Annotated in this window: 16 protein-coding genes and 3 pseudogenes; 16 read left to right on the forward strand and 3 right to left on the reverse strand. The window is 40.8% G+C overall.

Features of this window, described 5'->3' with window-relative positions:
* Positions 1 to 154: 154 nt before the first annotated feature.
* From LJE72_RS05095 to LJE72_RS05105, 3 genes are all read left to right on the forward strand, one after another.
* Positions 155 to 1,483 carry a 5'-deoxyadenosine deaminase gene (locus tag LJE72_RS05095; protein WP_229246701.1) on the forward strand — a complete coding sequence of 443 codons (1,329 nt, stop codon included), beginning with the start codon at positions 155 to 157 and terminating at the stop codon, positions 1,481 to 1,483.
* Positions 1,484 to 1,573: 90 nt separating this feature from the next.
* A complete protein-coding gene (gene ade, locus LJE72_RS05100) occupies positions 1,574 to 3,304 on the forward strand; it encodes an adenine deaminase (protein WP_229246546.1) in 1,731 nt (576 codons plus the stop codon).
* 151 nt (positions 3,305 to 3,455) lie between these two features.
* On the forward strand, positions 3,456 to 4,523 hold the full coding sequence (locus LJE72_RS05105; RefSeq protein ID WP_229246547.1) for an HD-GYP domain-containing protein: 1,068 nt from the start codon (positions 3,456 to 3,458) through the stop codon (positions 4,521 to 4,523).
* A 107-nt stretch (positions 4,524 to 4,630) separates the two neighbouring features.
* On the opposite strand, the gene LJE72_RS05110 is transcribed toward LJE72_RS05105, so the two are convergent.
* Together LJE72_RS05110 and LJE72_RS05115 are read right to left on the reverse strand one after the other, a co-directional pair.
* Positions 4,631 to 6,586 (reverse strand): thioredoxin domain-containing protein, encoded by a 1,956-nt coding sequence (locus LJE72_RS05110; protein ID WP_229246548.1) that lies wholly within the window; start codon positions 6,584 to 6,586, stop codon positions 4,631 to 4,633.
* 38 nt (positions 6,587 to 6,624) lie between these two features.
* Entirely contained in the window at positions 6,625 to 6,789 is a 165-nt protein-coding gene (locus LJE72_RS05115; protein WP_229246549.1) for a DUF255 domain-containing protein, read from the reverse strand.
* A 946-nt stretch (positions 6,790 to 7,735) separates the two neighbouring features.
* On the opposite strand from LJE72_RS05115, the pseudogene LJE72_RS26690 reads away from it, so the two are divergent.
* The 6 genes and pseudogenes from LJE72_RS26690 to LJE72_RS05140 all read left to right on the forward strand — a co-directional run.
* A pseudogene (locus tag LJE72_RS26690) lies at positions 7,736 to 7,879 on the forward strand (hypothetical protein); the annotation flags it as partial.
* 267 nt (positions 7,880 to 8,146) lie between these two features.
* Positions 8,147 to 8,557: a GreA/GreB family elongation factor gene (locus LJE72_RS05120; protein ID WP_229246550.1), complete on the forward strand. Its 411-nt coding sequence runs from the start codon at positions 8,147 to 8,149 to the stop codon at positions 8,555 to 8,557.
* A gap of 798 nt (positions 8,558 to 9,355) precedes the next feature.
* Positions 9,356 to 9,499, forward strand: a pseudogene (locus LJE72_RS05125) (DUF255 domain-containing protein); the annotation flags it as partial.
* A gap of 579 nt (positions 9,500 to 10,078) precedes the next feature.
* The gene (locus LJE72_RS05130) at positions 10,079 to 10,858 is read left to right on the forward strand and encodes a hypothetical protein (protein WP_229246551.1); all 780 of its coding nucleotides are present in this window, start codon (positions 10,079 to 10,081) and stop codon (positions 10,856 to 10,858) included.
* A gap of 20 nt (positions 10,859 to 10,878) precedes the next feature.
* Positions 10,879 to 11,337, forward strand: coding sequence for a hypothetical protein (locus LJE72_RS05135; protein WP_229246552.1), 459 nt, complete (start codon positions 10,879 to 10,881; stop codon positions 11,335 to 11,337).
* Between the two features lie 90 nt (positions 11,338 to 11,427).
* Entirely contained in the window at positions 11,428 to 11,976 is a 549-nt protein-coding gene (locus LJE72_RS05140) for a CBO0543 family protein (RefSeq protein ID WP_229246553.1), read from the forward strand.
* 217 nt (positions 11,977 to 12,193) lie between these two features.
* Here LJE72_RS05140 and LJE72_RS05145 read toward each other — a convergent pair whose 3' ends face one another.
* Positions 12,194 to 13,165, reverse strand: coding sequence for a DUF3231 family protein (locus tag LJE72_RS05145; RefSeq protein ID WP_229246554.1), 972 nt, complete (start codon positions 13,163 to 13,165; stop codon positions 12,194 to 12,196).
* Between the two features lie 202 nt (positions 13,166 to 13,367).
* Here LJE72_RS05145 and LJE72_RS05150 point away from each other — a divergent pair, with 202 nt between their 5' ends.
* The 7 genes and pseudogenes from LJE72_RS05150 (at position 13,368) to LJE72_RS05185 (ending at position 23,725) form a co-directional block, all read left to right on the forward strand.
* Positions 13,368 to 16,250, forward strand: coding sequence for a CheR family methyltransferase (locus tag LJE72_RS05150; protein ID WP_229246555.1), 2,883 nt, complete (start codon positions 13,368 to 13,370; stop codon positions 16,248 to 16,250).
* A 32-nt stretch (positions 16,251 to 16,282) separates the two neighbouring features.
* Entirely contained in the window at positions 16,283 to 17,953 is a 1,671-nt protein-coding gene (locus LJE72_RS05155) for a hybrid sensor histidine kinase/response regulator (protein WP_229246556.1), read from the forward strand.
* 384 nt (positions 17,954 to 18,337) lie between these two features.
* Positions 18,338 to 19,114, forward strand: coding sequence for a hypothetical protein (locus LJE72_RS05160; protein WP_229246557.1), 777 nt, complete (start codon positions 18,338 to 18,340; stop codon positions 19,112 to 19,114).
* Positions 19,115 to 19,854: 740 nt separating this feature from the next.
* Positions 19,855 to 20,605 (forward strand): annotated as a pseudogene (locus LJE72_RS05170) (hypothetical protein).
* A gap of 41 nt (positions 20,606 to 20,646) precedes the next feature.
* Positions 20,647 to 22,287, forward strand: coding sequence for a PAS domain S-box protein (locus LJE72_RS05175; protein ID WP_229246558.1), 1,641 nt, complete (start codon positions 20,647 to 20,649; stop codon positions 22,285 to 22,287).
* Between the two features lie 26 nt (positions 22,288 to 22,313).
* Positions 22,314 to 22,967 carry a response regulator gene (locus LJE72_RS05180; protein WP_229246559.1) on the forward strand — a complete coding sequence of 218 codons (654 nt, stop codon included), beginning with the start codon at positions 22,314 to 22,316 and terminating at the stop codon, positions 22,965 to 22,967.
* Positions 22,968 to 23,203: 236 nt separating this feature from the next.
* Entirely contained in the window at positions 23,204 to 23,725 is a 522-nt protein-coding gene (locus tag LJE72_RS05185) for a cytochrome c3 family protein (RefSeq protein WP_229246560.1), read from the forward strand.
* The last annotated feature ends 22 nt before the right edge of the window (positions 23,726 to 23,747 follow it).

A 23,747-nucleotide genomic window follows, 5' to 3' on the forward strand; every position in this document is an offset into this window, starting at 1 on the left:
CTTATCCTATAGGTACTATCAACAAGGCTAATCAGTTCAGAAGAGTCTAAATCTCCACTTAGTGTCAGGTTGTGTCAAGCGATACGAAATACTATGTGCCGTTATGGCAGAAGGAAGAGGGCCTCTCGCAAGAAGGGAAAGGATGGGAATAGGGATGCGTATTCTCTTTAAAAATGCGACTATTGTGACAATGAATACAGGGCGTGAGATTGTTCAGGGGGATCTGCTAGTTGATGGGTCTGAGATCACAGCAGTCGGTGTCATTGAACAACCTGCAGATCAAGTAATTGAGCTCAACGGCGATTTAATAATTCCCGGCTTGATTCAGACTCATATTCATTTGTGCCAGACATTATTTCGAGGTCAGGCTGACGATTTAGAGCTTTTAGATTGGCTCAAACTGCGAATTTGGCCGCTGGAAGGCGGACATGATCAGGAATCCTTATATGATTCTGCTTTATTAGGTATTGGAGAGTTATTCCTAGGTGGTACAACGACGATTGTGGATATGGAGACAGTTCATCATACTGAACATGCTTTTGAGGCTATCCTTCTCAGTGGCTTAAGAGCCCTGAGCGGGAAGGTTATGATGGATGATTGCAATGGAGATATTCCACCATCCTTGCAAGAGAAGACGGAAGATTCTTTGCAAGAAAGTGTCGATTTATTTGAGAAATATCACGGTAAAGGAAATGGACGACTCGAAGTCGCGTTTACGCCCCGCTTCGTTATTTCCTGCACCGATTCATTATTAAAAGAAGTTTCAAAGATTGCCCGTGAAAAAAATGCTTTTGTGCACACACACGCTTCGGAAAATCGCTCGGAAATCCAACTTGTAGAGAGTACGCGAGGCATGCGCAATATCATCTATTTGGATAAAGTCGGCCTAACCGGGCCGAAACTAATATTGGCTCATTGCATCTGGCTGGATGAGGCAGAAAAGGAAATTCTCGTCCGGACCAAGACAAGGATATCACATTGCCCTTCTTCAAATTTGAAGCTGGCCTCTGGGATTGCTCCGATTCCAGAACTAATGAGACGCGGTGCAGAGGTTTCCCTGAGCGCAGACGGGGCACCCTGCGGCAATAACTTAGACGGATTCCGAGAAATGCGACACGCGGCCCTGATTCAGAAACCTTTACACGGACCGACGGTGATGCCGGCACGCGAGGTCTTTGAACTAGCCACTCTGGGAGGTGCTCGGGCCATCGGACATGAACATGATCTGGGAAGTCTGGAAGTTGGGAAAAAAGCGGATTTAGCGGTGGTTAGCCTGCAAGGCTTACACACATGGCCGATTGAGCATGTTGATGTTTATTCACAATTGGTATACCAGGCTGTTTCCTCCGATGTGCGACTTACAATGGTGGATGGGCAGATAGTGATGAAAGATCGGCGCTTGTTAACGATTGATGTGCCGAAGCTTAAAGATAGCTCGACGAGGAGTTTGAATCGTGTTATGCAAAGGGTAGGACTTGTTTAACACCAGCCCTCGAACCGTTCCCCTTGCCCCTGAAAGGCTTGGCGTTAGCCAAGCTTTTCTCAGTATCTGTATGAATGGAGTGTGAAGTAGATGTTAGGCTTTAAGCAAAGAATGGATGTAGCCAGGGGACTTGTTAAAATTGACTTGGTTCTAAAACGCGCTACGTTAGTTAATGTCTTCTCAGGAGAAATCCATGAAACAGATATAGGGGTTCATCAAGGTAACTTTGTTGGTATTGGAAGGTTCGAGGAAGCGGAGAGGGTTCTGGATTTAGCCGGTAAGTATGTTGTCCCCGGCCTGATCGACGGACATGTACATATAGAAAGCTCCCATCTTTGTCCGGAGGAGTTTTGTTCGCTTCTTCTTTCTCATGGAGTAACAACTGCTGTTGTAGACCCCCATGAAATTGCAAATGTTTTTGGGGGGCAAGGAATCCGATATATCCTCGATAGTGTTGAAGGGTTACCGTTTAACACCTTTGTCGCACTTCCTTCTTGTGTTCCGGCAACAGATTTGGAGACTTCAGGGGCTCGTCTCGGAGCGAAGGATTTATTGGAATTTGTCGGTCATCCTAAAGTTATAGGTTTAGGGGAGGTTATGGATTATTTGGGAGTGATCCAAGCCGAACCGGATATGGTAGAAAAGCTGAAACTTCCTTTGCCCTTTTTTGATGGGCATGCTCCCGGAATATCTCCTCAGGATTTGAACGCCTATTATCTGGCGGGAATACATACAGAACATGAATGCTCGACAGTTGAAGAGGCCAGAGAGCGTTTGCGGCGCGGTTTCCACGTGATGCTTCGTGAGGGAAGTGCGGCCAAAAACCTCTTAGATCTTTTGCCTGCAGTGACCTCCCAAAATGCGGGACAATGTCTTCTGGTGACTGATGACCGTCATCCGAGGGATCTTGTCCAGGAAGGAAGCATCGATCATCTGGTTCGTCTGGCAATTAAGGCAGGAATGGACCCTATCCAAGTAATCCAAATGGCGACGATCAATGCGGCCCGTGCAATCGGACTCTCAGGTTTAGGTGCAGTAGCACCTGGCTATCAGGCGGATTTTGTCATTCTGGATGATTTAAATAAGTTTAAGATTAATGAAGTTTATTGGCGCGGAATAAAACAAAGTGGAAGGGAAGGGCGACCAAAATTCCCACGCTTCAGTGTTGAAGGACTTACTGCAAGTATTCATATTGGCGATTGGTCCTCGGCAAAGCTCAGAGTTTATCGAGACAAAGAATCAAGATCGTCGAATCATGCTCAGGTTAAAGTTATCGGAGTGCAAGAACATTCTCTAGTGACATCGGTCTTGATTCGAGAACTGCCAGTTAGTAATGGACATATTCATGCAGACCCCGCCCAGAGGATTGCCAAACTTGCTGTGCTTGAACGTCATCATAAAACAGGAAATGTGGGGGTTGGATTTGTCGAAGGTCTGGGATTAAGAAAAGGGGCTATCGCTTCAACCGTTGCTCATGATTCACATAACCTAGTTGTCGTGGGAATGAGCGATGAGGAGATGAACCTTGCAATTATGACCTGTATTGAGATGGGGGGCGGGCTTTGTCTTGTAGATGGAAGTCAGGTGGTTGGTAAGCTTCCTTTACCTATAGCTGGGCTTATGACAGCTCAGGGCGCGGAAGATGTTGCACAAATACTCAGTCAGTTGCATGAGAAGGCGATTAGTTTGGGGATTAGTGAAATGGTTGATCCATTTATGACCCTAGCCTTTCTTTCCTTACCGGTGATTCCTGAACTAAAGCTAACAGATTTGGGTTTGGTTGATGTAGAAAAGTTCCAATTAACTAAGGTCGTTGTGTAAAAATAGAATTAATTGTCGAGATATAGAAATCTCATGGGACTAAAGGGAAAATTTATAGAGATATCACTATATGTAAAAGGTATTTTGTAATTTTTGACGAAGTAAAACTTTTAGGACCGGAAAGGCACAAATTTGGATAGGGTGAAAGTTCATGCGTTTGGTAAATACTCGCTATGTTAAGGAAGGATCGGTTTTAGCACGTCCTGTGATCAACTCTTCAGGTAGGATTCTATTACAGGTTGGGGTTGGCGTGACGGCTTCCTATATTGAACGACTAATAGCTATGGGGTATGATGTCCTTTTTATTGAGGATGATCGATTAGAAGATGTAGAATTTCATATGTCAATTACCGGGCAAACGCGTGAAGCTGCTTATAAAACTATTAAAAATGTCAGCAGATATATTGAAAGTGGTCAGGAAAGTACCTTAGTGGTGGCTGATGTGCGATCGTCTGTTCAGCAAATGATTAATGATCTATTGTTTAGTACAGACATCTTGGGAAATTTGACAGAGATTCTAGGGTATGATGATTATACCTTTCACCATTCGATTAATACAACGATAATTGGACTTGTCTTAGGTATTGCATCAGGATTTTCTGAACAGAAGTTGATTGAGTTTGGCATGGGAATTCTTATGCATGACATCGGTAAGATCTTAATTCCAGAGAGTATTCTCAACAAGAAAACCCCACTGACAGATGAAGAATTTGAGGAGATTAAACGGCACACCACAGACGGGTTTAACATTTTGCGCAAAAACAATGATTTTGGGTTACTGTCTGCACACGTAGCCTTTCAACATCAAGAAAAATGGGATGGCACGGGTTATCCGAGAGGTCTTAAAGGATTCGAAATTCATGAATACGCCAGACTGGCGGCGGTTGCCGATGTATATGAAGCTCTGACCAGTAAACGGGTTTATCGCAAGGCCCTTGAGCCGAACGCGGCCTATGAATACATAGTTTCCCAATCAGATACCCACTTTTGTCCGCAAACCTTAGAAATTTTCAAGAAACATATTGCGGTTTATCCCTCCGGTTCAGGTGTTCTCTTAAGTAATGGACAAAGAGGAAACGTTGTAAAACAGAACCCCGCTTTCCCGAATCGCCCCTTTGTCAGGGTATTCTACGAGAATGAAGAGGAGCTCGATTCTCCGATTGATTATAATCTGGCAGAATATCCTTCTCTTATGATTACTGCAGTAGATAATCGCTAAATATTAGTTTATCCCCACTCTATTTGTAATCCCCTTATATATTGGAGGACTGTTCACCACTTCAAAGGTGTACAGTCCTCTATTTTGGGATAACGCTTGAAAAAATCTCAAGTTTCGTTACGGCCTCTTTTAGATATTAGGAGTTTTTCCAGAAGTGTTCTGAATTCTTCGACCTGATGAACAGGTGTTTGACATGTAAAGTTTTCACATAAATAAGCGGTTACTTGACTTGGATCCAGGGGGTAATCCTTAATCCAGGGTACAGTGTCACTGAGACTCCCCTCTTGGTAGAGAACCGAAGCGAAGGGGCGAAATGTAGAAAAGAAAAGCTGGCGCATTTCCGGGAGTTCTTTTGAGTCGAGAGAAGCCGCCAGAATTAATTCCTGAGAAGGGTGAAGGGCAAATTGAAGGGCATGCAAAAAAGCTGTATACCCTGAGGGGTGTTCCTCCAGAACCAATCTAAAATCGAGAAGCTGTCGTTCCGCTTTTCGTTCCCAGCGCTCATCGCCAGTGAATCGAGCGAGTCGAAGCAGGTTGAGTGCGGTAATCGAGTTACCGGAAGGAAGCGCTCCGTCATAGCTTTCTTTTGGACGGAAGAGGAGTTCTTCAGCGTCTGAACCAGTGAGATAATATCCGCCGCTTTCTTCATCGAAAAAGAGACGATCCTGTTCTTCTTGAAGTTGAAGTGCGGTTTGGAGAATCTGGGGTTTGCCATTAGCAGAGTAAAGTTCCAGCAGGCCCCAAATTAAGAAGGCATAATCATCCAGGTAACCCAGGTAGGCGGTATCGCCCTCTCGGTAGCGTGCCATTAGGCGACCATCGCCGCGTCGTAACCGGGTAAGAATGAAAGTTGCAGCTTTTTCAGCAGCTTCCAGATAAGTACTATTGCCAAGAACTTGAGCCCCTTTTGCGAAGGCAGCAATCATTAACCCGTTCCAAGCAGTTAAAATCTTATCATCTTTGTGAGGATGGATTCGTTTTTCCCGTTCTGCAAAGAGAGCTTGGCGTGGATTTTCTAGGGACTGCAGAACCTCTTCCTCTGATAAAGAGTTATCCTGAGCCACTTTCTTAATATTTCCTAATAAAAGGTTGGGAATATTCTTCCCTTCAAAGTTTCCTTTAGGTGTTATGTCGAAAACAGCACAATAGTTAGCGGCTGTCTCTCTGTCGAGAACAGCTTCAACCTCTTGGGGAGTCCAGACGTGGAATTTTCCTTCTTCCCCCTCAGCGTCAGCATCTTCCGCAGAATAGAACCCGCCCTCAGGGGAGGTCATGTCCCGAAGTACATAAGTGAAAATTTCCTGCGCAATCTGGGCATCTTTTGGAAAATGGGAAACTTGATAACTCTCTAAGTAAGCTAAAGCCAGTAAAGAATTATCATAGAGCATTTTCTCGAAATGAGGAACTAACCATTTATCATCCGTACTATACCTTGCAAATCCGAATCCGACATGATCATATATTCCACCAAGTGCCATTCCGTCGAGAGTTTTACGGACGATTTCCAGGGCTTTGTCCTGAGGATGATCCTCTGCATAGCGAAGCAGGAAGGTTAGGGTATGGGGTGTAGGGAATTTTGGAGCCTGCCCAAATCCTCCGTAACGTGGGTCAAAGCTTTGGGCTAGGATGGAATATGCTTTAGAGACTACTTCATTTCCCCACGATTTAAAAGACTCTGAACTGTCCTTAAGGTCTGAAATAGGGGTGGAGGTTTTATCGGGCAGTGAACGCCCTGAATGAACCGCGGCTACAATTTGATCCGCCGAGCCTCGTAGTTTCTTCTCGTCTGTGGCCCAGAGAGCCCTTACTTGTTCTAAAAGTTCCATCATACCTTTGTATCCGTAGCGCTCTGTTTTCGGAAAGTATGTACCAGTAAAAAACGGCTTTTTATCGGGTGTCATGATAATAGTAAGGGGCCATCCTCCTGAGCCGGTCAGAGCTTGACAAAAGGCCATATACAAATGATCAACATCCGGGCGCTCTTCACGATCTACTTTGATGGAGACAAAGTAGCGATTGAGTAAAGCGGCAACTTGGTTGTCCTCGAAGGATTCCCGTTCCATAACGTGGCACCAGTGACAGCACGAGTTAGTGACAGGAACTACGAATACCCAATAGATAGGAAAATCGGCTTATTCTGTGCCTTGGCAGTTTCAAAAGCTTCATCTCCCCAAGGATACCAGTCTACAGGATTGTTCTTGTGCTGGAGTAGATATGGGCTCTTTTCCTTGGATAATCTATTGGGTATTACCTTAGTAACAGTCATGGGTAATCACCACCTTTACATTAATTTACTGCTGATATTATATCCCAGAGCAACTGGAAATACTTCAAGTCCTATAGAAAATTTACTTCTATATACATAACTCTCTGTATGCCTATCCTTTCTGTTTCCAAACAATGTGAGAGATTATCGACTTGTACTGCTCACTTATTCACTATCTGTTATATTTTTACTATTGTAAACTTTAGTTGGAGACCCCGTCGGTTAATCGCTTACCCTCTATGATCTTTGTCCGATTATTCTTGGGTGATTTATAAGGAAATCTCCCGATGTATATCGCGTAAGCGGTCTTGATACGCTATTTTTAAATACCCTGCCCTTTACAGAGCGTGGAGCTTTAGAAGTTTATTTTCTAAAGGCACTTAAATGTAGATATATCTATAGGTTGAATAGCTTTTAATTCTAGTAATGCAATTAAATGTAAATTACATCCATTATTGACAATGGATGTAAAACGAGATATACTATTAGTATATATTTTGGGCATTTCCCTTATGAATTTGGGGAAGTGTCTTTTATACTATTTAAGGGAAACATCCATTTAATGTAATTACAGAGGACTCGATTTTCAGTCGCGACCGAAAGTTGGATAAAGGAGATATAATTTTTTATGTATTCACGTAATGAAATGACAATATATGCATTTAGGCCTATTTTAAGTCGTTTGGTTGATATAGTGGAAAGTGAAAATGATATAGTAAATGAAATTTATAGTGAGCCTTCAACTTTGCGTGACGATTTTAAGTGTTTCTTGGATTACTATATAAAAAAGTTTGAGGAACTGATAAAACAGTGCAAATTTTTGATAAACTAAGCCGTGAAAAGCTAAAGTTCATAAACTACTACCCTATGTGATTATTGGAAGTACAGTTGACCTGGAGAATGTAAACAACCTGAATAGCCATTTTTTTAGGTTGTTTCCCCTTATGATACTTTCAATTTAAAAGAGAACTTATCCTATTTATCCGCGTTAGGGAAATCCTTAATGCTTAACAAACCTGGAGATATTATCAAAACTAAACTTAACGAAAATGAATGTCTCTATAAAATTAAATCAATACGGTATAACTGAGTGATTTTCATAATGTGGAGTTTGTAGAGGCTAGATCTTATTTTGAATCATCCTAGGATAAGAAGAATCATTGGATGATTCAGCCATAGTAGGCCATGGCTGAATAGGTACTGATTTTCTACCTCTCGTGTTGTTTTAGTCGTCTAAACTTCTTCGAGGTTTTGGGGAGGTACTCCTCTTTTGGGACTTAAAAATTTCAGTGATATCAATGGGTACAAATTACGAAACTATCAATCAAATAATTTAACGTAGGAGGATCACTTACAAATGTCTCGAAAAATACTTATAACCAAATCAGACAAGCATAAATTATTGGAAATAATTGATAAAGAAGCCAAATACGAAGATATTAAATTCAACCAATCTCTAAAAGACCTTGAAGCAGAAGTAAATAGGGCCGACGTCACAAGCCTTGAACAACTGCCTAGCGATATTATCACGATGAATACAAAGGTTATCTTATTAGTTGGAGATACCGAAGAAGAATTTAGTCTCGTATACCCAAGTGAAGCCAATATTTCACAAAATAAGATCTCTATATTATCCCCTATTGGGACAGCTATTCTCGGTTATTGTGAAGGTAGTATCATAGAATGGAAAGTACCAAACGGAACAGTGCAGATTGAGGTGAAAAAAGTCCTTTTTCAACCTGAAGCTCGGGGCTTTTATGAGTTATAACTGTTGGGTTGCTACAAAAGAAAGATTGCCAAAGACATCGATGCTTGCTCTTTGGCTTGATACTAGTTCCTGGGACTTACCATTTTCAGGAGATGGAGAACACTTTGCTGCTATCGTCATACAAGAGCTTTGCATTACATTATCCATAAAAATGCATATTGGTTCTATTCAAACCCACTAAGATTAACTGCCCCTCCCTTCGTCGATTTCAACGAAGGGAGGGCGTTGTTGTCTATAGCTGGAACTTGGAAATACCAGGAAGAAGGAGTTGGTTTTCAGATAATAGGAGGGTTTTCTTAAAGATTGTTGAAAGGCTTATGTTGTTACAGATTCATGTTACATACCCCGGGTTGGAAGATGAAGTGAGAATCTTAAAGAAAAAGCAGGCGCACGATTTAAACACAGACCATTTTCCGTGGCCTCAATCGCTGGCAAGCGCCATCATCAATCAGGTCCACAGTGAAAATACCTATACTCTTTCGCCGAGCCTAATGCCAGGGCGTCGCGGGCGCATGTCAATACACCTATACGGTGAGCGGTAACAATCGAAGGTTGAGGCTTGGACTTCCCTGGCGGGAAAGAGAGGCCAAATGGTGCACCGGTGCACCATTTGGCCTCTCTTTCCCGCAGCATTTTGCCGTTTTATTCCTTGATAAAATTAACCTAAACGCGATTTTTCAGGGGTCCTGTTCGAAATTTCCATCCACATACCGGCTGCCCATCCTTTTACGGTATGTCTTCTAAGAAGTCGCTATAGGATATGCTGAGCCCCCGACAGGCGTGACGGCTATAGCGCCAATCACCCTTGTCGGGTTGTCCAGATTAACTAACGAAAAGTCTCTCTACCTGCTCCAACACGCTTATAATCCAGTTGATTGGTTTCCGTGGGGAAAAGAAGCGTTTGGGTATTTACAGTTAGTAATATTTTTTACTTGCCACTGGTGGCAAACTGCTTACTATAACAATTCCGGACTAAAACGGTACCTTCACCGTTATCGATTACAAGCCAGTTTGTAATTAGTTTGGACTATAAACTTTTAAAAAATATCAACAATTTTGCCATAATGCCCCATCTCTATTCGATGGGGCATCATTATGATCAGTAAAATGAGGTCAATAAGTTTTGTATGATGAAGGTTATTGTCAACATTTATAATTGGACTATGTCTAATATTTATTATGTGGCTAGAGCTATCTATCAAGGCACGAGGTTTTTGAGAATGAATTGCAAACTTGAAAATATAGTTAACGTCACTGTTTTAGCTGTCGTTATCCCAGTAATAACTAGCCTTTAAGCGTTCACTTAATTGCGAGGATTCGCTAAAACCTCTTAAGTTGGATGATTCACCTTCTAAAACTTCCGCCATTTCGGTGTGTGTGCATCTGAGAATGCACCATTGTTACAATATTGTTACACACGGGTTTGCGGATTCAAGAACTTTGTAATTCGTAATTACATAAGGTTACATATTTTCACCCATAGGTAGCAATACTACTCATAGAAAATGAGGTGAATTTGATATGGATAGACCAAAAGCTTCGTCATCCGACCGTCGCTACGTGGCTTATTTAGGCACCTTGGGTACAACACAACTCCACTTAAGAAACCCTTTTGTAATTGCTTGGTGGTCTATGGCTTATCCTGGCTTAGGACACCTGTTGTTATCAAAATACGCAAGGGGATTTTTGTTGTTTAATTGGGAAGTGTTTTTGAATTACAAAGCAAACATTAACCTTGCAATTCTATATTCCTTTACAGGCAGATTCGAGATGTCAAAAAACGTGCTTGATATCACTTGGGTGATGTTGTATGCACCAACTTATTTATTTGCAGTTTGGGATTCTTATCGAACGACGGTTGACCTCAATCTACAATATATCTTAGCTTCAAGAGAAGATGCCGAAGTTAAAATGTTTAACATTGATTCAATAGAAATTAATTATTTAGATAAGCGAAAGCCATGGATTGCTTTGGCCTGGTCAGCATTGATGCCTGGACTAGGGCAAATCTATATTCATCGGATACCAAGTGCTTTTCTTTCAATGGGTTGGTTTATTATAATGGCCTATCTTTCTAAACTACTTCCGGCAATTCACTACACTTTACTGGGACAGTTTGAACTAGCCAAATCTGTTGTTGACGCCCACTGGTTATTAAATATCCCATGCATCTATTTCTGGTGCATCTACGAAGCCTATGTTAATACAGTAGAAAATAATAAAATTTATGATTGGGAACAATCTAAGTTTTTAAAGAAGCATTATCAAAATAAAAATTTCAGAATGCCCTTTGCAAGATAGGGTGGAGTGAGGTTGAACGGATGTATATTGTCTCTACTTTTGAATACTCAAATTACCTAGAAGTAGCTATTACCGCAATTCAGATGAAAGGAATCGCCAAAGAAAACATTCTTTGTGTTCCTGTGGATAAAAGAAGCGAAGACAAGAAAATTTTTGACACTCTTCATTCTGCCGATGGCTTAAGTTTGTTAGATGTGCCTATTATTTTAGCTACTGTATTTTGTCTCCTTGGCAGCATTTATGGTTTCATACTAAAATGGGGTCCAGTGTTATGGGGACTAATCGGTTTTTTTATTGGGCTTAGTATAGGTTTTATGATCAAGTTGATAACAACTAAAAAATATAATAATAGGCAGAAGTACCTTGAGGTAGCGGAAGTTGTCATGATTATTGACTGTAATGATAATCAGTTGGATATGCTTAAAGACATATTATGGGAACATAACGCACTCGGTGTTGGTAAATTAAGTCTTGGGTAAAAGTATTTTCCATGATTTCAGATCGAAGGAATAGTAATTAATTTTTAATAATATTAAAGTAAGCGGTAAATGAGAGAGGCGTTTATATATATGAATAACGAATATATTAAGGGAATAGAAGATGCATATAACTTAATTTCACAGGCAAATATTGAAATGATTAATCTCTGGCTTAAATACACCTTCCTTAGCTGGCGATGGTGGTTTGGGGTATGCCTATCGATTATTCCGTGGGTTGTATGGCTAAAATTCAAAAGAAAAGAGAGTACCAATAGGCTATTACTTGTAGCTTTCTTTGTTATCCTTATTTCTTCATGGCTTGACGTTATGGGCATTTTATTTGGTTTATGGTCTTACTACTATAATGTTGTTCCATTTTCTCCTGCATTTATTCCATGGGATTTTACACTTCTACCTGTCGCAGTAATATTTTCCTTGCAGATTTCATTTAAAGTTAGCCCAATTATGAGAGCAATCGTCTTTGCTGCATTTAGTGCTTTTATTATGGAACCATCTTTTGTTTATTTAGGATTTTATAATCCTAAGAATTGGAAGCATATTTACTCTTTTCCTGTTTTTATTGTAATTTATTTAGTAAGTGTTTGGATTTCTAAAAGGCCACATTTTGAAAAACTATAATTTTACACTTTTCGTGGGTGGGGTTGCCCTTGTTCATTTGCTGCGACGGACTTGAAGCGCTTGACGTCGTCCCCGACATTGGTGAATTAAACTAGAACCCACCGAACTAACGGCGATAAACGTGGCATGACCCAGGGTGAATAATTGAATAGACGGACTAACAAGACGCAAGGCACGAAGCAAAGCGTCTTCTTTGTTTCTTAAATAAGGTCGTTCACTATACTAATGCTCCGTACATTGGCGGTGTCTTTGTCCAGCCTTTCGCTTTACCGTATTTTAGGAATTTATCATAGGACCTCATTTCGTCTTTAAATAAATCGATGAATGTTTTGCGCAGACTGTCATTTCTTACCGTTTCCATTACTGCCCTCATGTGCAGGTCAATAGAATTCTGAAGGCCTGTGAGAAGAATTCTATACATAAATTGATCTTCCATTGCTTCCGGATCTATGCGCTGAACCATTTCAGCGGGTGGCCTTTCAGGTACTTGGACACTATAGTTTAGACACAGTTCCTCAAGTTTCTCGATCTGCTTTTTGATAATTATTAAGCCCATATCTAAGACAGCAATAAAGCTTGTGTCATGGGCGAAACTAATGGAGAACATGATTAATTCCAGCTGGTCATATCTTAAGTTTAAATGGTCCCAGAGATGGAAAGCTTCACTGATTGATAAATCCTCAGTTTTAATGGGCTTGGAGGGCTTATAAGCCGGAGGATTGTCCTCCCAGCTCTTTAATTTACCAAATTTATAGAGTATTTGAAATTGATAGGTGTGGCCTAACAGGGCATGTTTGAAAAGTTCACGGAGTTGATCATTACTTGTAGTAGTTCTATAGCACCGACCAAGGACAACCATTTGAGTAACCAGGTCTTCATAGATTCTCCTGTAAATATATCTATCTGTAAGCTCATCAACCCTTTTATCAATCCGGATATCCACTGCGGGTCTCTTGGGCAAGGTTACAGAATAGTGGGTTGCCTTCTCTTCCAATATCTTTGATTCCTTTATAAAGGTACTTAAGAAGCGACTAAGCATAAGATCAAAATCACGGTCATGGATAAAGTTCCTATACATCTGAAGGGTTTCTATACTTCCATAACGTGCCCTTAAGGCGTTCCATAAATTGAAGGCTCCTAGAATATCAATAACGTCTTCACCAGATAGTTTTTTAAAGAAAGAAAACAAAACAATCACCTCATTATAAGATTCTTTTAGTATCCGTTGGACAGGGTAATTTTATGCGATGCACAGAAAGGTCTTAAGAACCGGGAGCGACAACTTATTGGCATTTGAGTGTTTAAGATAATTAAAGAAAAATAGAGGTAAAATCCAAATAATGTCCAATATATAATAGATATTAAAATACGGAACGAACAGAGGTTGATTTGTGCAAAATCACATGAGCTTGAACGATAGTTTTCCAGTTGTGGGCATCGGAGTCTCGGATGTTGGGAAAAAGGCGTTTAAAGCTTTTTTCGAAAATATGCCAGACGACTGTGGGATGGCCTTTGTTATTGTTGGCTGTCACGAAATGACGGTTCAGATCCTGCAGGAATACACATCTATGCCTGTTTTAGTTGTGAAAGACGATATGAAGATGATGCCTAACCATGTGTTCATATGCCCGAAAGATAAAGATACCGGAGTTGTACGGGGTAATTTTTATTTGAGGGAACCCCTTTCTAATCCTCGAAAACCTTTAGATTATTTTTTCAGCACCCTGGCCTATGACCAGGGCGAAAATGCCATATGTATTATTCTTTCTGGCATAAGTCATGATGGAGCGCTGGGCTTAAAAGAAATTAAAGCACAGTTTGGGATGGTCATGGTTCAGGACGGGGGCTTAGCGTGTGCTGATTCCGTTGGCAGTGCCTCGGTCTGGGAATTGGCAGATTTTATTCTTCCTATTGAGAAAATGGGTGACCAGCTTCTTTTGCACTGTAAATGGTTGCAGCGAAGAGCTTCGCGGAATATGAACGAAAAATTGAGTAAGAACTCAGAAATACTAAAGAGAGTGCTTTTCATTATCCAAATGCACAACAGCCACGATTTTTCCCTTTACAAAAAAGGCACAATTTACCGGCGTATAGAAAGCAGAATGCGCGTCTGCCATATTCAAGATATTGAGGAGTATGTTCGCTATTTGCAGCGAAACGCTTCAGAGGTGGAAACTCTTTTCAAAGCGATACTTATTAACGTAACCCGTTTTTTTCGTGACTCTGAAGCCTTCGAGGTTTTGGAGAATCAAGTGATTCCTGATTTACTGGCGGATAAACCGGAGGGATATAACTTACGAATATGGATCCCCGGGTGTTCCAGCGGGGAAGAAGTTTACTCTCTGGCAATCATAATTCAGGAATGCATGTACAAAGCCCGGAAGAATATGACGCTACAGATATTCGCGACAGATATTGACGAAGACGCCGTTTTGACGGCAAGGACTGGCTTATACCCCTTAAGTATCGCGGAGGATATACACCCTGAGCGCTTAAATCGCTTTTTTAAGCAAGAAGAAAATCGATACCGGATTTCGAAGGAAATCCGGGAAACCATAATTTTTGCTTCTCATGATCTTATTAAAGACCCGCCTTTCATTAAGGTGGATATGATCAGCTGCCGAAACCTTTTAATATACTTTGAAAATTCTTTGCAAAAGAGGCTTTCCAATCTTTTTCATTTCAGCATCCTACCCAATGGAATACTCTTTTTAGGCCCTTCCGAATCCTTTGGAAGCAACACGAACCTTTATACTGTGTTAAATAGCAAATGGAAGTTATATAAACGCCGGGATGTCATTTCCAAACTCTGGGCAAATTTTCTTCCCAATTCATCAATAATCACGGCAGCCAAAGCAAGGGCGGATTTTACAAGCATCGTCGGATCAGAAAAATCAGGAATGATCAATTCGATAGAGAAGATGTTGTTAGAAAACTATACCCCGCCCTGTTTTATCGTTAATGAAAAGGGAGATATCATTTATATCAATGGGCGTAGTAGAAAATATTTTGAGCTAGCGACAGGAGAAGTTAGTCTAAACATCGCAACCATGGTTAAGGAGGAAATGCGGTATAGCTTAAGGGCAGTACTTCGTCAGGCAGCTAAAACGAAAGAAGAAATTACGATTGAAGGCGTGAGGGTGATCATCAATGAGGAACAAGTCACGCTTAATTTTGGTGTTAGGCCCATTGAGGAACCCGGAACATTACAGGGTTTGATCCTGGTGATCTTTGAGGAAGTGTATGCATTACCCATTGATACTCCGCTAAGTAACATCGGTGACGGCTCGTCCAATGCTGTGACGCGGATCGACGAACTGGAGAATGAGCTGAAGAGTACAAAGGTTCAACTCTTCAGAACCATCGAAGAGATTGAATTATCCTACATGGAGACAGCGGCGGCCAACGAAGAACTACACTCCGCTAATGAGGAATTACAGAGTTCAAATGAAGAGATGGAGACTTCCCGAGAAGAAATGCAGTCCCTCTACGAGGAAGTCGTAACCGTTAACAATGAACTGCAAGCTAAACTGAATGAACTGGCCCACTCTAATGACGATATGACGAATCTTTTAAACAGCACAGAAATCGCCTTTATATTTCTGGATAGCAATTTAAACATTATGCGGTTTACTCCTTTAGTCCCCAGGCTTGTTAACATCATTCCCTCAGATGTTGGTCGTCCTCTGGCCCACCTTGTAACAAAGCTCCGCAAGACGGATATTGTCTGCGAAGCCCAGAGGGTTCTGGAGACATATGGCCCTATTGAGAAGGAGGTAGAAACCTTAGATGGGGTATGGTACCTGATGCGGTTAACACCCTATCGAACTTCCGAAAACACCGTGGCCGGTGTCGTAGTTTCGTTTGTTAATATCAGTAAACTTAAGGCACTAAATTTATTGAATATTGAGCTGACGGACAGACGTGATTATGCCTTTAGTATTATAGAGGCCATTGGCTTCCCCCTTCTGGTGCTGGACGGTGATTTTAGGGTTCTAACAGCGAACTTGGATTTTTACCGCGTTTTCCAGGTGACACCTTTAGAAACGGAAGGCACGTTGCTCTCACAACTTAGTGAAGGCCGATGGAATACTCGCGAGTTGGAGGAAAAACTTACCACTATTATCGCTGAAGGGATATCTTTTCGAAGCTTCCTCTTGGATTATGAATTCCCAGGCGTCGGCTATAAAAAGATTTATCTCGATGCCCACCGGATTAACAGCAAAAAGCCATCTGCAGATTTAATCCTAGTCATCTTTAAGACTGAGAATTGATTTAGTTATGTTTAAATAAGGGGGGTGATTGCATGGATGGTGTAAAATTACGCCAAGAAGCAGAAGCACTGAGAAACCAAAGGAACAGAGTTATCGGAAATACTTCGGCAGAAGGTTTAACGGAGAACATGGAACTGGAGGTTCATCAAATCGAATTATCAATGCAAAATGAAGAGTTGCAGCGTGTTGGTCTGGAGAACGAATTATCCCGGGACAAATATAGGAAATTATATGATTTTGCCCCAGTGGGTTTTTTTACCTGTGGGACTAATGGCCTGATCCTGGAAGTAAACCGGACTGGGGCTGCTTTACTCGGAATGGAGAAGGATAATTTATTGGGTAAGGTCTTTACCAGCTTTGTGCTTGATGAACACCAACACATTTTTTCGCGGTACTGCAAGTTGTTGGGGCAAATTAATACAAAGCAGGAATGCGAATTGAACCTTCGGAGGAATGATGGGACGGTTTTTTGTGCTTTAGTTGAAGGGATAGCTGAAAAAGAGACAGATGAAAATGACACCCTTTGTTTTCTTTCAGTCAAAGACATTACCGAACGGAAGAAGAATGAGGAAAATAAAGTAAATTACCAAAGGATAGAATCTTTGGGAATTTTGGCTGGGGGGATAGCCCACGACTTTAACAATCTACTGACGGTTATATTAGGTAACATTTCATTATATAAAATGAAGAATTTGAAGCAGGAAAAAAACCTGGAACTATTGGAAGAGGCAGAAAAGGCTTGCCAGCAGTCCACGGATTTAACCTTGCAGCTGTTGACCTTTGCCAAGGGGGGGAAGCCCCTTAAAGAGGTGATATCCATTGAGCCATTACTTAATGATACTGTCATTTTTGCGATGAGGGGTTCCAATGTGCGTTATGAACTTGAATTGTCCGATGATTTATGGATGGTTGAGGTTGATGGCGGACATATCAGACAGGTGGTGAACAATCTGGTCATTAATGCTCAGCAAGCCATGCCTAATGGGGGAACGGTGTCTTTGAGGTGCGAGAACAAACACTTGACTCAGGAAGAGGGACTGCCGTTAAACGTAGGCCCCTATCTAAAGATAACCGTGGAAGATCGCGGAGTTGGGATCCATAAAGATCAGTTGAACAGGATTTTTGATCCTTACTTTACGACAAAGGCTCAAGGTAACGGGTTAGGATTAGCTACTTCTTATTCCATAGTCAAGCGGCACAATGGTCACATTAGGGTTGAGTCCGAACCCGGTCAAGGGACAGCTGTATCTGTCTACCTTCCAGCTATACCGGGAACGGCTCTGTCAGAGAAGAAGGCAATAGAACCCCTTCTTTCTGGGTATGGTAAAATTTTGGTTATGGATGATCAAACCTCCATACGAGAAGTTATCGGGGGAATGCTGACCCAGTTGGGTTGTGAACCTGCCTTTGCAGTAGACGGAGAGGAAGCCATCCTTCTTTACAGGGAAGCCAGTGAGAGGGGCGAGCCCTATGATGCTGTTATTATCGATCTGACCGTACCCGGTGGAGCAGGTGGCAGACAAGCCCTAGAAGAGATCATTAAAATCGATCCCCAGGTCAAGGCCATAACCTCCAGCGGCTACTGTAACGACGCCATTATGACTGATTTTAAAAAGTATGGATTCAAAGCTGCTTTACCTAAGCCCTTTTCCCTGGAGGAACTAAGCAGAGTTCTTAGGAATACTGTTATGGACTCCATGTAATCTTTATGGGTCAGGTCGGCATTTATCGATAGTTATCTCTTTGATTTCCATATCCCGTTGGTTGAAGGTTTGATTCAGTCGCCAGGTGTAAGCACTTTTCCTTCTCTATTTCCTGTTTAGGTCTTTCACTATTGTTTTAATTCTAAATATGATGAGAGTATGTGTTATACAGCTGACTTTACAGGGTTGGCTGTGTTTTTCTTTATACACAAGCAGTTGGAATTCATGATAGTCACGTTCATCAGTATAAAAATATTTTAAAGAGTTCTATTTTGTTAACTTGTATCAATAAATTCCATATATTATGTTAAGGACAATATATTTGGCGAAAGTGTTTGATTACGATATGCAATTGGTACTAAACGATGTGGAGGGATAAAATTAATGGCTGAATTAACAACCGGTTTGATTGAAAATACTGCTGTGTTAGGCGTCAGACCGACCGTTACCATTGTGGTGAGGATTACAAATGATGGGATCACAACAAAATCGGTGATGACTGAAGGCAGCTTCGTTTTGGGGGCAATGAAAGTGCTCTATGTATTAGAGGACATTAATGTGTTGCCCGGTGAAGCAGTGGAAAGAATATATTTTTCCGATTTTGATGCTTTTGAATTTCAATTTACCACCAGCTCGCCGGAAGTAGTAATATCTGCTTGGGGGAAGGATGCAGCAGGCAATTTAGTGGCAGCCCATCGAGTCTTACCGGCAGAACTTGAAGAGATCACTTTATCGGCAGTATTAAACTTTGCAGACTTTTTTGCTCTGATGCCTCCTGATAATGCAGCAACAGTTGCTCCCGGTACTGACGTAAGCTTTCCTCAAGACGGACCTACCAGCGGAACAACTATTACCAGAACTAGTGATACTGAATTAAACTTATCTGCAATCGGCACTTATCAGGTTTTGTTTCAGGTAAGTGTGAGTGAGGCGGGTCAGTTGATTTTAACTCTCAATGGGGTCGACCTAGCATATACGGTAGTCGGGCGGGCAACAGGTACTTCACAAATAGTGGGAATGGCTTATGTGACTACAACAGTTGCCGATTCATTGCTCACTGTCCGAAACCCTGCCGGCAATGCAACGGCGCTAACCATTACCCCTATCGCCGGAGGAACAAGGCCTGTTTCAGCTCATCTAGTGATCACACAAGTCGCCTAGGGGATGTAACGAAACTTGTTTTCCGGTTTATTACATCCCCACTCTATTTGTAATCCCCTGATATAATAGAGGACTGTTCACCACTTCAAAGGTGTACAGTCCTCTATTTTGGGATAACGCACCACCAGCTTGAAAAAATCTCAAGTTTCGTTACGGCCCCTTACTCTTTTTGCCAATGCCCTTTTCTTTATATTGGTAAATTCTTATATAAACATATAGAAAAACATGCCACCAGTGATAATGGGAATATCCAATACTTGGGGGAATGGTCTTGTTTTCTCCAACGGCCTTATCGAATGCTTCTTGTCCCCTAGGGGTACCAACCTACTGGCTTATAGGCGTGTTGCAAGAGATACGGGCTTGTCTCTGTAATAAGTTTGTTAGGTTTTCTGTTGGTGATTATGATTTTGTCCTCCAAAAGTGTGGTTATTCTACATGACAATGATATTAGTATTTCAATATATTTTAACCTTTATAAAGGATTATTACTATTATTCTAACTATATTTGGCGTACTCTATCTTCGCTTGGGGTGGGTAGTCGGAAATGTCGGATTTAAAGGAACTCTTACCATTATTGTTTTAGCCCATATCTGATCAGCAGCGCAACGACCTACAGTTGGCATTTGCTTATTATTTCAGAAGGTATATGATATCATAGAAAAATGGGGACACTATGGTTCATTAGTAATAAACAATTTTCATTATAATTTTGGGGTTAAAGAGGCATTGGTGTTTAGATATATCTGTGACGGGGTTATTAACTACTTCAACTTTCTTTGGTTTTTCTTCTCTTAAGTTAAGTCAACCCTTTCGAACAACAGGAATTCGCAAATTCTATGGGGTCTCAAGCTTTACTTGCTTAGAAGGCACCCGAGCAGAGTCTCTTCCAGGTAAAGACGTAGTTTATCCGTTTCTTAATGAATCCCGTTATAACTTGAGACGTTTCTATCAGTTACTCAGCCTAAGATTGGTGGGCGATTTGAAAAACTCACCTCCGCACAGCGTATCCGTGTTTTTATCGTTGATGATTCAGGAATCGGAATAAACGCAGAGATTGCTTGGCAATTCTAACGACAGATATTACCTCAGATAATGCTGAGATTATAAGAGCTTATGGGCTGAGTTGGGGTATCGAGACCAGTTTCAAAGTGGCTAAATCGCCCTTGAAACTGGGTACTGAATTCCAAGGGCGGTCATTCGATATGATGATTAGCCACACGACGATCGTCTTTACTCGTTATCTCATCCTTGAGTGGGAGCGTAGACAAACTAACGATGAACGCTCACTGGGAGGATTGTTTTACCTTTTTTTAGATGAGGTAATGGATCTAGACTTAAAAACAGCCTTGCGCCAACGGATGGCATTTGTACTCGATCTATCACCGAACAAACCCAAGAACAAAGAATCGCTTAATCAACGACACAAATGGATCAGAGAATTGCCCAGTTATATCAAGGGTTTATTCGCACAACTGGGGTGCGAAAGTTGAGGTTCTAACTAAATAACATTAAACTAAATATGGAGGACATAATGATAACTCGAACTTTAAGAAATCTTAAGGGTAATATTCTAGAGCTTCTTAATTTGGATAAAAAGATAGAAGAAGTATATATACGGGAGAAATACCAAATATCCGAAGAAAAGTATAAATTTATTTTTAATAGCGGAAATGATTCAATCTTCTTTCATGAATATGCTGGAAACTTCGTTGAAGTGAATGATGTTGCTTGCAGGCGTTTAGGGTATTCTCGTGAGGAACTTTTGCATATGAAGACGACCGACATAGATGCAAGTAAGCCATCTACAGAGCTTATTGAAAGTTTGCTTAAACAGGGATACTTTGTCGCAGAAGTAGTCCATCGCTGCAAGGATGGGAGTCTTTTACCGATGGAATTGAGTTCTAGAATTCTTGAGATTCATGGAAATAAAATGGTTTTAACTTTTGCCAGAGATATCAGTGAAAGGAAAAATAATGAAGCTTTGCTTAAAGAAAATCATCTTCAACTAGAAGAAGCCTATCGCGAATCCAAGCAAAAGGAAGTAAGAATTTCTGCTATGAATGAAATCGTTAGAACAATCAATTATACACTCGATTTCAAGGAATCGTTACATACTTTTGCTATCCAGGCGGCAAAATTGATATCGTTTGATGAAATGGGAATTAGTCTATTTGGAGAAGAGCATCAACTTTCTTTATATCCCATAAGCTGGAGTAAAGGTTGCCTTAGTCTCGGTGACGTCATCATACTTTCTGATCAGACAGAACCGTTTCATACAATATTACAGAGCAGGGAGCCTGTAATTAAGGATAACCGTTGTTTGGGAATAAAAAATTTCTATCAGGGAGAGACGGGTGAGTTGCGCACTAATGCACCGATAATGTCCTGTGTGATCTTGCCTTTGAATTATAAAGGAGACATCATCGGGACGTTCTCTTTAGGGAGTAATCAGAAACAGCAATATCATGACAGTGATCTGGAAATCCTTATATCTTTAGGTGAACACCTGGCAGTTGCAATCGAAAATGCACTACTCCATGAAAAAGCTAAAGAATTGGCGGTCTCTATTGAACGAACAAGGATAGCTCGTGAAATTCATGATACCTCAGTACAAGCTTTTAGCTATTTTCGAGTAAAGGGTGAATTCATCGAAAAAATGCTTAAAAACAAGATGCAGGAAGAGTCTATAAAGGCAGCACGAGAAATTCAAGTCATAGCGATTGAAGCCTATGATGAAGCAAGGGAAGCTATTCATGCTCTAAGTGACAAGATTCCAAAAGGAGAAAATTTAATTACATACGTTCAGAAATATTTGGTTAAAATATCAAATAGGTGGGGCATAATTACTGAGTTCTCTACTTCGAATGATTTTCCGACGTTGGAGCGTACGCTGGAGCTACAACTCCAGAGGATAATTCAAGAGGCCTTAGCTAATGTTCATAAACATGCTGAGGCAGAACATGTATGGGTTCGTTTTGTTGCAAGAAATGGTGGGATATTAATTGAAATAGAGGACGACGGCAAAGGCTTTGATATATGTGCGTTACCCTCATGCACTTTCGGATTATCGTCTATAAAAGAGCGAGCTGAGGATATTGATGGGCGATTAATTATCGACAGCAAAAAAGGGTTCGGAACAAGACTCTCTATCTGGATACCTGTCGTTATTTAAAATCGAGAAATAAGGTGGTTTTTTCGTTGAAGCCGATTTCAGTGATGTTAGTTGATGATCATAAGCTTTTTCGAGAAGGGATACGTGCGCTTTTACAATTGTATAAGGATATCGAAATAATTTGCGAAGCCAGCAATGGGTTAGATGCTTTATCAAAGGTTGAGGAAACTCTCCCAGATTTGATTTTAATGGATGTACAAATGCCAATCATGAATGGCGTGGAAGCTACACAACTCATTAAAGCGAGAACTCCTTCGGTACGGATTGTAATGCTATCAGCTTCAGACGAAGATAATGACTTATTTGGCGCAATTAAAGCTGGGGCGCAAGGCTATGTTCTTAAGAATACTCCCTCTGAAGAACTCGTTCGACAGATTAAGGGGGTTATGAAAGGGGAGGCGCCCCTTTCTGGGTTGATGGCTACCAAGATATTGGCGGAATTCAACATGGATACTTCTTCTAAACTAAGTCAGAAAGACAGACTTACAAATAGAGAAGAAGAGGTTTTACATTTAATCGGTCTAGGAAATACAAACAAAGAAATTTCAGGGATTCTGTCCATTACAGAAAGTACTGTTAAAAAGCATGTTCAGAATATCTTAGATAAATTGCATCTTCGGAATAGGGTTGAAGCAGCCTTATTTGCTCAAGGCATTTTGCCACCAACTAATGATATTTGAATAAAGTTTAAAGATAAACCCGCATATCAATTCTAGTGGGTTTTAATTTTAATATGTAAAATACTACTTATCCATAGGTGTGCTTTAGTACTATATTTTATGGATTGATATAGTACCATGTGCTTATAGGTGCATAGTTCTCTAGTGTTTGTCGAATATTTGGAGAATAAGATATAATAATAGACATAATAGAAGAAGAATATGATGAAGAAATTTTTAAGGGGGTGTTAAAGTTATTGAATGCAATCTATAAGAAAATAATTATTTTTACACTTCTCATCCTATCAGGGAGTATCATCTTTATAATTGGCTGTACAAAGGAAAATCCAAGTGATACAGCGACGAAAGAAACACAGCAATATTCTGAGAATAATACCGAAGTGGCTCTGCCGGATGTAGATTTTGAGTCTCAGAAAGTTGTATTTACTGCAAGCGAAATAATCTCCAAAGTGGAGAATTCTCAGTTTTTAGATGGCGTGCATCATAAGCATAATGTAGATTGTGAAAGCTGTCACTCAAAGATTATTGATAATGCACCAGCTGAAATTCCATCAGATGAGTTGTGTTTAAGCTGTCATGGTGGAAATTACGAAGTATTAGTAGAGAAACTTGCTGTAAAGGAAGAGTGGAAAGATATAAATCCCCACAACCCTGCCCATGACAGGGAAAGCTGTATCACATGCCACAGGTCCCACCAATCATTTGAATTTACCTGTAGTGCATGTCATACAGTACGTGCCCCAGAACGATTTCATTAGGTCTTTGGCCTATGAAAATATA

This window comes from Desulfosporosinus shakirovi (assembly GCF_020595055.1).
Taxonomy (GTDB): Bacteria; Bacillota; Desulfitobacteriia; order Desulfitobacteriales; family Desulfitobacteriaceae; genus Desulfosporosinus; species Desulfosporosinus shakirovi.

Bases quoted from the DNA above. Each gene is read 5' to 3' on its own strand.
- LJE72_RS05135 (WP_229246552.1), top strand. From the start codon at position 10,879: ATGTATATTGTCTCTACTTTTGAATACTCAAATTACCTAGAAGTAGCT.
- LJE72_RS05175 (WP_229246558.1), top strand. From the start codon at position 20,647: ATGATAACTCGAACTTTAAGAAATCTTAAGGGTAATATTCTAGAGCTT.
- LJE72_RS05120 (WP_229246550.1), top strand. From the start codon at position 8,147: ATGTCTCGAAAAATACTTATAACCAAATCAGACAAGCATAAATTATTG.
- LJE72_RS05155 (WP_229246556.1), top strand. From the start codon at position 16,283: ATGGATGGTGTAAAATTACGCCAAGAAGCAGAAGCACTGAGAAACCAA.
- LJE72_RS05110 (WP_229246548.1), bottom strand. From the start codon at position 6,586: ATGGAACGGGAATCCTTCGAGGACAACCAAGTTGCCGCTTTACTCAAT.
- LJE72_RS05095 (WP_229246701.1), top strand. From the start codon at position 155: ATGCGTATTCTCTTTAAAAATGCGACTATTGTGACAATGAATACAGGG.
- LJE72_RS05160 (WP_229246557.1), top strand. From the start codon at position 18,338: ATGGCTGAATTAACAACCGGTTTGATTGAAAATACTGCTGTGTTAGGC.
- LJE72_RS05140 (WP_229246553.1), top strand. From the start codon at position 11,428: ATGAATAACGAATATATTAAGGGAATAGAAGATGCATATAACTTAATT.
- LJE72_RS05105 (WP_229246547.1), top strand. From the start codon at position 3,456: ATGCGTTTGGTAAATACTCGCTATGTTAAGGAAGGATCGGTTTTAGCA.
- ade (WP_229246546.1), top strand. From the start codon at position 1,574: ATGTTAGGCTTTAAGCAAAGAATGGATGTAGCCAGGGGACTTGTTAAA.
- LJE72_RS05115 (WP_229246549.1), bottom strand. From the start codon at position 6,789: ATGACTGTTACTAAGGTAATACCCAATAGATTATCCAAGGAAAAGAGC.
- LJE72_RS05130 (WP_229246551.1), top strand. From the start codon at position 10,079: ATGGATAGACCAAAAGCTTCGTCATCCGACCGTCGCTACGTGGCTTAT.